This window comes from Falsiroseomonas selenitidurans, assembly GCF_012103215.1.
GTDB classification, from domain to species: domain Bacteria; phylum Pseudomonadota; class Alphaproteobacteria; order Acetobacterales; family Acetobacteraceae; genus Falsiroseomonas; species Falsiroseomonas selenitidurans.
Window position 1 is genome coordinate 69,596 of the sequence record NZ_JAAVNE010000024.1, and the last position, 10,330, is coordinate 79,925.

Annotated in this window: 11 protein-coding genes; 7 read left to right on the forward strand and 4 right to left on the reverse strand. The window is 71.7% G+C overall.

Features of this window, described 5'->3' with window-relative positions:
* Positions 1-9: 9 nt before the first annotated feature.
* A complete protein-coding gene (locus HEQ75_RS15540; RefSeq protein ID WP_235961705.1) occupies positions 10-1,047 on the reverse strand; it encodes a glycosyltransferase family 4 protein in 1,038 nt (345 codons plus the stop codon).
* Between the two features lie 61 nt (positions 1,048-1,108).
* Positions 1,109-1,915, reverse strand: coding sequence for a UDP-2,3-diacylglucosamine diphosphatase (locus HEQ75_RS15545; RefSeq protein ID WP_168032195.1), 807 nt, complete (start codon positions 1,913-1,915; stop codon positions 1,109-1,111).
* Between the two features lie 347 nt (positions 1,916-2,262).
* Here HEQ75_RS15545 and HEQ75_RS15550 point away from each other — a divergent pair, with 347 nt between their 5' ends.
* Both HEQ75_RS15550 and HEQ75_RS15555 read left to right on the forward strand, forming a co-directional pair.
* Positions 2,263-3,153, forward strand: coding sequence for a diacylglycerol/lipid kinase family protein (locus HEQ75_RS15550; RefSeq protein ID WP_168032197.1), 891 nt, complete (start codon positions 2,263-2,265; stop codon positions 3,151-3,153).
* 108 nt (positions 3,154-3,261) lie between these two features.
* A complete protein-coding gene (locus HEQ75_RS15555; RefSeq protein ID WP_209318584.1) occupies positions 3,262-3,774 on the forward strand; it encodes a hypothetical protein in 513 nt (170 codons plus the stop codon).
* Between the two features lie 13 nt (positions 3,775-3,787).
* Here the strand turns inward: HEQ75_RS15555 and HEQ75_RS15560 are convergent, their stop codons facing one another.
* The gene (locus HEQ75_RS15560; protein WP_168032201.1) at positions 3,788-3,979 is read right to left on the reverse strand and encodes a hypothetical protein; all 192 of its coding nucleotides are present in this window, start codon (positions 3,977-3,979) and stop codon (positions 3,788-3,790) included.
* Positions 3,980-4,130: 151 nt separating this feature from the next.
* Positions 4,131-5,174, reverse strand: a complete 1,044-nt coding sequence (locus tag HEQ75_RS15565) for an ABC transporter substrate-binding protein (protein WP_168032202.1) — start codon at positions 5,172-5,174, stop codon at positions 4,131-4,133.
* A 248-nt stretch (positions 5,175-5,422) separates the two neighbouring features.
* Between HEQ75_RS15565 and HEQ75_RS15570 the strand changes: the two genes are divergently transcribed.
* The 5 genes from HEQ75_RS15570 to HEQ75_RS15590 all read left to right on the forward strand — a co-directional run bounded on the left by HEQ75_RS15570 (position 5,423) and on the right by HEQ75_RS15590 (position 10,233).
* Complete coding sequence (locus HEQ75_RS15570) at positions 5,423-6,460, forward strand: aromatic ring-hydroxylating oxygenase subunit alpha (RefSeq protein ID WP_168032203.1); 1,038 nt, start codon at positions 5,423-5,425, stop codon at positions 6,458-6,460.
* An 84-nt stretch (positions 6,461-6,544) separates the two neighbouring features.
* Entirely contained in the window at positions 6,545-7,600 is a 1,056-nt protein-coding gene (locus HEQ75_RS15575; protein ID WP_168032204.1) for an extracellular solute-binding protein, read from the forward strand.
* Positions 7,601-7,604: 4 nt separating this feature from the next.
* Positions 7,605-8,423: an ABC transporter permease gene (locus tag HEQ75_RS15580; protein WP_168032205.1), complete on the forward strand. Its 819-nt coding sequence runs from the start codon at positions 7,605-7,607 to the stop codon at positions 8,421-8,423.
* Positions 8,420-9,205: an ABC transporter permease gene (locus HEQ75_RS15585; protein WP_168032206.1), complete on the forward strand. Its 786-nt coding sequence runs from the start codon at positions 8,420-8,422 to the stop codon at positions 9,203-9,205. The genes HEQ75_RS15580 and HEQ75_RS15585 overlap by 4 nt, the downstream gene beginning before the upstream one ends.
* Positions 9,202-10,233 (forward strand): ABC transporter ATP-binding protein, encoded by a 1,032-nt coding sequence (locus tag HEQ75_RS15590; protein WP_168032207.1) that lies wholly within the window; start codon positions 9,202-9,204, stop codon positions 10,231-10,233. The genes HEQ75_RS15585 and HEQ75_RS15590 overlap by 4 nt, the downstream gene beginning before the upstream one ends.
* The last annotated feature ends 97 nt before the right edge of the window (positions 10,234-10,330 follow it).

Below are 10,330 nucleotides of genomic sequence, written 5' to 3' on the forward strand. Positions count from 1 at the left end.
CGGCGCCGGTCAGCTGCAGTGCAGCAGGCTGTCGCGGAAGCGCTGGGCGCAGGCCGACCAGGAGAAGCGGGCGGCATGGACGCGGCATTCCTCCCGCTTCGCCTGCAGCGCCCGCAGGCAGGCGGCGCGCAGATCCTCATCCAGCGCACCCACCGGCGAATCGGCGATGACGTCGAGCGGCCCGGTGACCGGATAGGCCGCCACCGGCGTGCCGCTGGCCAGCGCCTCCAGCAGCACCAGGCCGAAGGTGTCGGTGCGGCTGGGAAAGACGAAGACATCGGCGCGCGCATAGGCGCGGGCCAGCGCGCCATTTTCCCGCCAGCCGGTGAAATGCACCTCCGGGAAGCGGCGCATCAGGGCGGCGCGCTGCGGACCGTCGCCCACCACCACCTTGCTGCCCGGCAGGTCGAGCGCGAGGAAGGCTTCCAGATTCTTCTCCACCGCCACACGGCCGGCACAGAGGAAGATCGGCCGCGGCAGCGATTCCCAGGCCTCCGCCGCGCCCTGCTCCGCCGCATCCGGGCTGAAGCGGGACAGATCCACGCCGCGCGACCAGGGCACGACATGGGCGAAGCCGCGGCCGCGCAGCTCCGCCGCCAGGGTCGGCGTGGCGCAGAGCGTGCCGGAGCCGGCGGCGTGGAAACGCCGCATCAGCGCCCAGGACCAGGATTTCGGGATGCCGGTCCGGGCGTGCAGGTAGTCCGGGAATTTGGTGTGGAAGGAGGTGGTGAAGCGCCAGCCGCGGCGCCGGCAGATCGCCCGCATGGCCCAGCCAAGCGGCCCTTCGGTCGCCACATGCACGGCATCCGGCCGGAATTCATCGACGATGCGCGCCAGCCGCCGGCGCGGCGCCAGCGCCAGGCGGATCTCGGCATAGCCGGGCGTCGGCAGGGTGGGGAAGCGATCGGGCCCGACCACCTCCACCACGTCGCCGCGCGCGCGAAGCTCCGCCACCACCGTCTGCATGGTGCGGACCACGCCATTGACCTGTGGCAACCACGCATCCGAGACGACCAGGATGCGCAACGGCCCTGCCGATGCCAACATCTCCGTCTCCTCGAGCGTTCCCATTCCCCAGCCTGCGTCGTCGTCCACGAAATCCCTTCGCCTAGGCTGCCTCCGGCACCGGCGTCGCGACCCCGGTGCGGAAGAAGCTAAGCTGGTTCTCCCGTGCCCAGTCCACCAGCTCGAACCGTCCATCGGCGTGTTCGACGAGCGCGGTGCAGCTTTCCACCCAGTCGCCATCGTTCATGTAGAGCACGCCCTGCACGTCCCGCATCTCGGCATGGTGGATATGGCCGCAGACCACGCCGTCAAGGCCGCGGCGACGGGCTTCCTGGGCCAGGGCGGTCTCGAAGCGGTCGATCGCCTTCACCGCCTCCTTCACCTGGCGCTTCAGCCATTGCGACAGCGACCAGTAGGGGTAGCCGAAGCGGCGGCGCAGCGCGTTGAACCAGCGGTTGGCCACCAGGGCGCTGTCATAGGCCCAGTCGCCGAGATGGGCCAGGAACTTCGCATAGCGCACGACGCTGTCGAATTCGTCGCCGTGGATCACCAGGAAGCGGCGGCCGTCGGCGGCCTCGTGCACCGCTTCCTTCTCCAGCTTGATGCCGGCGACTTCCAGGCCCAGCCAGTCGCGGAACATCTCGTCGTGGTTGCCGGGGATGTAGGTCACCTCCGTGCCGTTGCGCGCCATGCGCAGCACGAGGCGGATGACCTCGTCATGCTCGCTGTCCCAGTACCAGGATTTGCGCAGCCGCCAGCCATCGACGATGTCGCCGACAAGATACAGGCGCTCGCATTCGGTACGGCGCAGGAAATCCACCAGGAAGTCGGCGCGGCAGCCGCGCGTGCCCAAATGCATGTCGGACAGGAACACCGTCCGATAATGCCGCCGCTTCTGAGTGCTGTGCATGTATTGGCCCCGCATCTCCACGCGGGCCGGCGGCCTTGCGGCCCCGCTGCCCCTGCCCGGCGGGGGCGCACCCCGGCTGGGCCCGCCTAGCACCGTGCGTCGCCCGGAACGCGCCGATGGCGGCTCCGTTGCGCGATCGCGCTCTACCGCGCGCAGCACGAAAGCGACGTGAATCTTGAATGACGCCTGCCGCGTGGCGGGCGGCGGTGGAATGCAGCGGCTGCATGTCACGCGTTGGTCAGGCGCACGACCGCGAATCGTCACGATACCTCCGCTATCAGCCCGACACCGGCGCGGAATGCGCCCAACCCTTTCGCATGGGCGCCTGCCGCCCGCGGGGTCCTGCCATGCTCATCGTGTTCAACCCGGCCGCGGGGGCCGGGCGAAGGCGTCGACTCGGGCGCGCTCTGGCCGCGCTTGGCGCGCTGGGGCTGACGCCGGAGGTTCTGGAGACGGCGGGGCCGGGCGATGCGATCCGCATCGCCGCCGCGGCGGTGCGGCGGGGCATTGGCCAGGTGGTCGCCGCCGGTGGCGACGGTACCATCGCGGAGGTCGCGGCGGGGCTGGAGGGCAGCGCCGCGGCGCTCGGCCTGCTGCCGCTCGGCACCGCCAATGTCCTGGCCTGGGAACTGGGGCTGAACCTGGCCCCGGAAGCCGCGGCGCAGGTGCTGGCCGATGGGCGTGCCGGCGTGGTCTGGCCGGGCCGGGCGCGGTTCGCCGATGGCAGCCAGCGGCTGTTCGTGCAGATGCTGGGCGCCGGCTTCGATGCCCAGGTGGTGGCGCGGCTGGACCTCGGGCTGAAGCGCCGGCTGGGCCGCGCCGCCTATGTGCTGCAGGGCCTGGCGGAATTGCCGCGCTACCGCTTCCCGCCCATCGCGGTGACCATCGATGGCCAGCCGGCCGGGCTGGCGGCCAGCGTCATCGTCAGCAAGGGGCGGCTTTATGCCGGGCGGCACCTGCTGGCGCCGGCGGCGCGGCCGGCGGAGCCCGGCTTCCAGGTGGTGCTGTTCCGCCGCGGTGGCGCCGGCGCCGCGCTGCTGGCCGGCGCCGCGCTGCCGCTCGGCCTGGTGCCGCGCCTGCCGGGGGTGGCGTGCATTGCCGCGCGCAGCGTGCGGCTGGCGCCGGCCAGCGCCGCGACCGATTCCATCCCGACCCAGGCGGATGGCGACCCGACCGGTTCGCTGCCGGTCTCGGTGGAAGATCCGGCCGGGCCGCTGCGCATCCTGCTGCCGCGCTGAACGCGCCGCGGCAACGCTTCCTTCAGCCGTCGCGCCGCCATGATGCGCGCCGGAGCCGGAGGATGGGAGAGGGATGACCGGGCGATCGGCAGCGGCAAGGCGCCGGGCATGGGCGGCGACCCGAAGCGGGGTGACGGGGCGCGGCGCGGCGCCGCCGGGCGCCGGCCGGGCGGCAGGCTGACCGCCGTGCCGAAGGAGGTCCGCTACATCGTGTTCTCGGCCGAGGAGGTGCAGGTGGCGCTGGCCGAGGGGCTTGCCGCGGCCGATCCCGGCTGGGCGCGGGCCAACCCCCGCGTGCGGCTGGACATGGCCACGGCGCCGTCCGGCGAGGTGGTGGCCCGGCTCGTGCCCCCTGCGCCCCGCCCCGGCCGGCGGCGCGACTGGACCTTCCAGGCCACGGACATCCTGCCGCTGCTGCTGCAGGCGTGCCGGCGGCATCGTATCCCGCTGCCCCTGCGCGGCCAGAAGCGCCTGGAAATGCTGGGTTCCGGCCTGTGCCTGACCGTGACGCTGGGGGACATGCCGGTCGAGCCGGAGATGCTGCCCCAGCTCGTGCGCTACCAGGACCCGGCGCTGACCCCGCTGCTGGCGCGCAAGCCGCGACTGGCGCGCGGCGGCTGACGGCCGGGTGGGCTCAGGCCCGCCTTTCCTGCCCGAAGGCCAGCACGGCGGCGCCCAGTCCGGCGCCCAGCGAGACCGCGCCGAATCCCAGCGCCACGACGAGCCCGGCCAGCCCCAGCCCCATGGTGGGCAGCAGGGCCAGCGCCACGCTGGACATGCCGAGCAGGGCGGCAAGGCCGGCGAGAAGGCAGAGCGCGATCACCATGCGAAGCCTCCCTGGACAATGGCGTGCCTGCCACGAATGCGCCTTTTTTCCGCCACGATCCATTCACGAAAGCCGGAGGCCAGCCGCGGCCGGCCTCCGATCAGGCGGGTCAGGCCAGAGGGATCAGGCCAGAGGAATCAGACCAGAGGGGTCAGCCCATGACCGGCGCCGCCAGCGCGCTGGCCGGCGGCAGGTATTGCGGCTGGTAGAAATCCGCCGCCGCCAGCGTGGCCGGGATGTTGAAGGCGGTGCGGATGGTCTCGATGGAAGCCTGCACGCGCGACAGCGGCAGGTTGCCATAGCCGCCGGCGATCACCTCCGGCGTGCGCACGAACTCGAAATTGGCGATCAGCCGCTGCTTCTCCAGCGCCACCGGCGCCGTCGGGTCGCGCTTCACCAGGGCGGTGATCGCGGCATCCGGGTCCTTCGCCGCATCGGCGTGGCCGCGGATGATGGCGCGGATCATGCCGGTGACGATGCGCGGATTGGCCTCCGCATAGGACTTCCGCACCTGCAGCCCGGTGGACAGCAGCGCCACGCCGAAGCTGGAATAGCGCATCACCACGATATCCGCCTGCGGGATGCCGAGCGCGCGCAGGCTGAACACGCCCGACGTCTCGAACCCCGTGATGGCGTCCGCATCGCCGCGCGCCAGCATCGGCTCGCGCAGTGGCGGCGTCACGGTGATCCAGGTGATCTTGCCGGTGTCGATGCCGGTGGCGCGGGCGAAGGCGGGGAAGAACTGGCGCCCGCCATCGGTCTCCGGCGCCGCCAGCCTCTTGCCCTCCAGGTCCTTCGGCGTGCGGATGCCGGTACGGCGCAGCGTGATGGCCGAGAGCGGGCTGCCCTGGGCCAGCACGAAGGGGCAGATCAGGTCGGTGCCGGGCTGCGTCAGGCGCAGGCGCATCACGGCGGAGACGTCGCCGACGCCGAACTGGTAGGCGCCGCTGGCCACCTTCACCGGCACGTCGCCGGCACCGAAGCCCCGGTCCAGGGAGACATCGAGCCCTTCCTCGCGGAAATAGCCACGCTCCGCGGCCAGCAGGTAGGGCGCCTGCGGACCCTGGAAGGCCCAGTCGAGCGAGAATTTGATCGGCGTCAGGGACGCCTGGCCGCGCGCCAGGCGCGGGGTGCTGAGCAGGCCGGCGGCGGCGATGCCCGCGCCGGTCAGGACGCTGCGGCGGGTGGTCTGCATCTGTTTGGCCTCTCCTGTCGCGCTTGCGCGCTGGTTTCTTCGCGTCTGCGCAAGCAACCGACATGCCGCGGCCGCAGGGCCGCCCGGCAGGCGGCAGCGCCCGAAGCTGCTGCCAGGAGAGGCAGCCCCGCCCAGCGATTGAGCGCCTTTGCTCTCCCGCGCCGCCCCTGCCGCGAAGCAAGGCAGCCAGGAGCGTTGCGGCCGCGGCGGCCACGGGATGAAATCCGGCGGGGCAGGAGGGCCAGGCGATGTTGGTGACGCGCCAGAAGGTACTGCGACGGTTCTGGTACCCGGTGATGCCGGAGACGACGCTGGCGGCCGACCGGCCGCTGCCCTTCCGGCTGCTGGGCCGCGACATCGTGCTGTGGCGCAGCCGGGATGGCGCGCCGGCGGCGCTGGCGGATCGCTGCCCGCATCGCGGCGCGAAGCTGTCCGCCGGCTTCCTCGATGCGGCGGTGCCGGGCGGCCCGGCGCTGGCCTGCGCCTATCACGGCTGGGCCTTCGGCCCGGATGGCCGCTGCGTGAAGGTGCCGCAGGCGCATGACCCGCTGCGCGGCATGAAGGGTGGCACCCGCGCGCACCACGCCGCCGCCCGCCATGGCTGGATCTGGGTCTGCCTGGAGGACCCGCTGCACCCGATCCCCGAGATCCCGGAAGCCGCCGACCCGCGCTTCCGCCGCATCGACGAGTTCCACGAGCCCTGGGCAGTCGCCGGCCTGCGCATCATGGAGAACAGCTTCGACACCGCGCATTTCTCCTACGTCCATGCCGCCACCTTCGGCATCCCGGAGGATCCGCGGCCGGCCCCCTCCACCATCGAGCACACGGCATGGGGCTTCGTCATGCGGTCGGAGGCGCCGGTTTCCAACCGCGGCATCAGCAAGGACCTGCTGAAGACCGAGGCGGAGCGCACGGTGCGGATCATCGAGGGCCGCTGGTTCCTGCCCTTCTTCCGCGCCAGCCGCATCGACTACCCCGGGGGGCTGACGCACATCCTGTGCACCGGCGCCACGCCGATCGACGATGCGCATAGCATGATCTGCCAATGGGTCTACCGCAGCGACACGGAGGCCGATGCTCCTTCCGAGAAGGTGATCGCCTTCGACCGCGCGGTGACCACGGAAGACCGCACGGTGCTGGAGACGACGACCTTCGACGTGCCGCTGGCCATGGGTGCGGAACGGCACATGCCGGCGGACAAGCCGGGCATCGAGATGCGCCGCCGCCTGGCCGCGCTGCTGGCCGAGCACGGCGAGGCCGAGGCAAGGCTGCCGAAGGAGGCATGAGCCCGGCACGAGCGGACTTGCGGCCGGGCCGGGCGCCGCTTCATAGTCCGGACAAATCACTCCACCGAGCGAAGGAACGAGCCCATGCCGCGTGATGGTTTCATGTCGCGCCCGCTGACGCGGCGCCATGCCCTGGCCTCCGCCGGGCTCGCCGCCGCCACGCTGCTGCCCGGCCGGGCCGGCGCGCAGCCGCGCTTCGCGGGGCGCGAGATCGTGGCGACGGCCTTCGGCGGGCCGAGCCAGGATTTGATCCAGCGCATGGTCTACGACGCCGTGACGCGGGAGACCGGGGCGCGCGGCACGCAGACGCCGCTGCTCTCGGCCAATGCCTTTGCGCGCATGCGGGCGGAGGCGCAGGCGCCGCAGATCGACCTGTTCATGTTCTCCGGCGGCCAGCAGGTGCCGGCCAAGGCGGCTGGTCTCACGCAGAAGCTGCCGGAGGCGCCGAATTTTGCCAACGTCCCGGCGACTCTGAAGGACGCCGACGGCCATTGGGTCGCCTGGGGCCTGGTGACGGAAGGCATCCTGTACCGCCCGGACAAGGTCGCCACCCCGCCGCGCAGCTACAAGGATTTCTTCAAGCCGGAATTCGCAGGCCACATCGCCTTCCCGCACATCACCAACGGCTATGGCACCGACTTCCTGGTGATGCTGGCCCGTGCGCATGGCGGCAGCGAGAGCAATATCGGCCCGGGGTTCGAGGCGCTGAAGCGCATCGCCGGCCGCGCCAACATCTTCCGCTCGGCGGCGGAGGTGCAGACGCTGTTTGCTTCCGGCGACATCTGGATCATGCCCTATGACGGCGCTTCCGCCATGCGCAGCACCGCCATGGGCATCCCCGTGGCCTATTCGGTGCCGGAGGAAGGCGCGCCCTTCGTGCTGCTGACGGGCTGCGCCGCCCGCCGTTCCCGCAACGCGGACATCGCCAGCGCCGTGCTGAACCGGCACCTGGACCCGGAGGTGCAGACGGCGATCGCGCGCGAGATCGGCTGGGCGCCGGTGAACACCGCAACCCAGCTGCCGCCGGATGTCGCCCCCTTCATGGCGCCGACCGACAGGCTGGCCACGCTGGACCGCGACGTGATCAACGCCAGCCGCCCCGCCTGGACCGAGCGCTTCAACCGCGAGATCGCGCGCTAGCCGGGTGCCGGCTTCCGCCCGGCGGGGCCTCATCGCCGCCGGGCTGCTGGCCCCGGCGGCGCTGGTCTTCGCGCTGCTGTTCCTCTGGCCGCAATTCGGCCTGTTCCTGCAATCCCTGGAAGGGCCGCCGACCTACAGCCGCTTCCTCGGCGACGGCTACTACCTGGGCGTGCTCGGCAACAGCCTGCTGCTGGGCGTCTGCGTCACGCTGGTGACGCTGGTGCTGGGCTTTCCGCTGGCCTTCCTGCTGGCGCGGGCGGAAACGCGCTGGGCCGGGCTGCTGCTGCTGCTGACCACCTTTCCGCTCTGGGTCTCCGCCGTGGTGCGGAGCTTCGCCTGGATGGTGCTGTTCTTCCGCTCCGGCGTCGCCTCCCGCCTCTTGCAGGGCAGCGGGCTGGTGCCACCGGACTTTCAACTCATCGGCACCTTTGCCGGCGTGGTGATCGCGCTGGCGCAGGTGCTGCTGCCGATCATGATCGTGACGCTGTATGCCGTGATCCGCGGCATCGACCGGGACCTGGAACATGCGGCGATGAATCTCGGCGCCTCGCCCGCTGTGGCGCTGTGGCTGGTGACGCTGCGGCTGGCGCGCGGCGGCGTGCTGGCGGGGTCGCTGCTGGTCTTCTCCCTCTCCGTCTCCGCCTTCGCCACGCCGTCCATGATCGGCGGGGCGCGGGCGCATTTCATGGCGGTGACCATCTACGAGCAGACGCTGGAATTGCTGGACTGGCCCTTTGCTGCGGCGATCGCGGCCATCCTGCTGGTCATCTCGCTCTCCGTCGCGCTGACCTATGGCAGGCTGCTGGGGGAGCGCGCCCGATGACCAGCCTGCGTTCGCCGCTCGGCTGGGTGCTGCGCGCCCTGGCGCTGCTGGGCTTCATCTACCTGCTCGGCCCACTGCTGGTGATCGTCGCCGCCTCCTTCAGCGATACCGGCTACCTGGCCTTCCCGCCGCAGGGCTTCTCGCTGCGCTGGTACCAGGCGGCGCTGGCCGATGCGCGCTACCTGAACGGCTTCTTCGTCAGCCTGCGCCTGGCGGCGATGGTGGCGGCGCTGTCGCTGCTGGTCGGCACGGCGGCGGCGGTGGCGCTGACGCGCTTCGCCTTCCCGGGCTCCGTGCTGCTGGAGGCGCTGTTCCTCTCGCCGCTGGTGCTGCCGGCGCTGGTGCTGGCGGTGGCGCTGACGCTGTTCTTCGCCGCCAACCCCATCGCGCCGCCGGGGATGACACGGCTGGTGGTCTCCCACCTCCTCGTCGGGGTGCCGATGGTGCTGCGGGTGATGCTGCCGGTGCTGCGGCGCGTCGATCCCGCCATTGAGGAAGCGGCGCGCAACCTCGGCGCCTCACCGGTGAAGGCTTTCCTGCTGGTGACGCTGCCGGCGCTGCGGCCGGGGCTGGTCGCGGCCGCGGCGCTGGCCTTCATCTTCTCCTTCGACGAGGTCGAGATGGCGCTGTTCCTGGGCTCGGTCCGGGACGCGCCGTTGACCGTCGTGCTCTATGGCGCCGCGCAGATGCAGATGGACCCGACGGTCGCCGCCGTCTCCTCCCTCCTCATCCTGCTGGCGCTTCTGCTGATGGTGGCCCAACAGGTGTACGCGAACCGATGACGAGCAGCGCGGAGCTGGTGCTGGACGGGCTGGCGCGCCGCTATGGCAGCACCACCGCCGTGGCGCGGATGGACCTGACCGTCGCGGCCGGGGAGCTGGTGGCCCTGCTCGGCCCCTCGGGCTGCGGCAAGACGACCACGCTGCGCATGGTGGCGGGCTTCATCGAGCCGAGTGCCGGGCGCATCCTGCTGCGCGGCCAGGACATCACCACGATGCCCGCGCATCGGCGCGATACCGGGATGGTGTTCCAATCCTACGCGCTGTTCCCGCATCTCAGCGTGGCGGAGAACATCGCCTTCGGCCTGAAGCGCCGCGGCGTGCCGAAGCCGGACCTGGCGGTGCGTGTGGCGCGGATGGTGGCGCTGCTGAAACTGCAGGGGCTGGAGGCGCGGCTGCCGCGCCAGCTTTCGGGGGGCCAGCAGCAGCGCGTCGCCGTGGGCCGCGCCCTGGTCATCAACCCCGCCGTGGTGCTGCTGGACGAGCCCTTCAGCAACCTGGACGCCCTGCTGCGCGAAGGCACGCGGATCGAGCTGCGGCGGCTGCAGACGGAGCTCGGCCTGACCACGCTGTTCGTGACGCATGACCAGGCGGAGGCGATGGCGATCTCCGACCGCATCGCGGTGATGAACCAGGGCCGGCTGGAACAACTCGGTACACCGCGGGAGGTGTATGAGCGCCCCGCGACCCGCTTCGTCGCCACCTTTATCGGCCGCGCCAACCTCTTCGCCAGCCGCGACGGACGGTCGGAAGACGGCATCCCGCTGGATGGGCCGGATGGCACGCTGGTGCTGCGGCCGGAACGCGTGGTGCTGGACGACGCGCCGGCGGCAGGACCCAATGCGGTGTCCGGCACGGTGGAGGTGCTGAGCTTCCTCGGCACCGGCACCCAGGCCGTGCTGCGGCTGGACGGTGGCCGCGCCCTGCTGGTGGAAGGCCCGGCGGCGCTGGCCGACCACTTCCGTCCCGGCAGCCGCGCCACGGCGCGATGGATGCGCGCCGATCTGGTGGCGCTGCCGGCGGAGGGCTAGTGGAGTGATTCCAGCAGACGTTTCCCGCGCTGGTGCTTGCTGATGATGGTGTCGGCAGGTGCGGTCCAGCGGAAGGGCTTCGGGTCGGCGTTGTGTG

Excerpts from the sequence above, each read along its gene's own strand:
- HEQ75_RS15540 (WP_235961705.1), bottom strand. The coding sequence starts at position 1,047 with ATGTTGGCATCGGCAGGGCCGTTGCGCATCCTGGTCGTCTCGGATGCG.
- HEQ75_RS15545 (WP_168032195.1), bottom strand. The coding sequence starts at position 1,915 with ATGCACAGCACTCAGAAGCGGCGGCATTATCGGACGGTGTTCCTGTCC.
- HEQ75_RS15550 (WP_168032197.1), top strand. The coding sequence starts at position 2,263 with ATGCTCATCGTGTTCAACCCGGCCGCGGGGGCCGGGCGAAGGCGTCGA.
- HEQ75_RS15555 (WP_209318584.1), top strand. The coding sequence starts at position 3,262 with ATGGGCGGCGACCCGAAGCGGGGTGACGGGGCGCGGCGCGGCGCCGCC.
- HEQ75_RS15560 (WP_168032201.1), bottom strand. The coding sequence starts at position 3,979 with ATGGTGATCGCGCTCTGCCTTCTCGCCGGCCTTGCCGCCCTGCTCGGC.
- HEQ75_RS15565 (WP_168032202.1), bottom strand. The coding sequence starts at position 5,174 with ATGCAGACCACCCGCCGCAGCGTCCTGACCGGCGCGGGCATCGCCGCC.
- HEQ75_RS15570 (WP_168032203.1), top strand. The coding sequence starts at position 5,423 with ATGTTGGTGACGCGCCAGAAGGTACTGCGACGGTTCTGGTACCCGGTG.
- HEQ75_RS15575 (WP_168032204.1), top strand. The coding sequence starts at position 6,545 with ATGCCGCGTGATGGTTTCATGTCGCGCCCGCTGACGCGGCGCCATGCC.
- HEQ75_RS15585 (WP_168032206.1), top strand. The coding sequence starts at position 8,420 with ATGACCAGCCTGCGTTCGCCGCTCGGCTGGGTGCTGCGCGCCCTGGCG.
- HEQ75_RS15590 (WP_168032207.1), top strand. The coding sequence starts at position 9,202 with ATGACGAGCAGCGCGGAGCTGGTGCTGGACGGGCTGGCGCGCCGCTAT.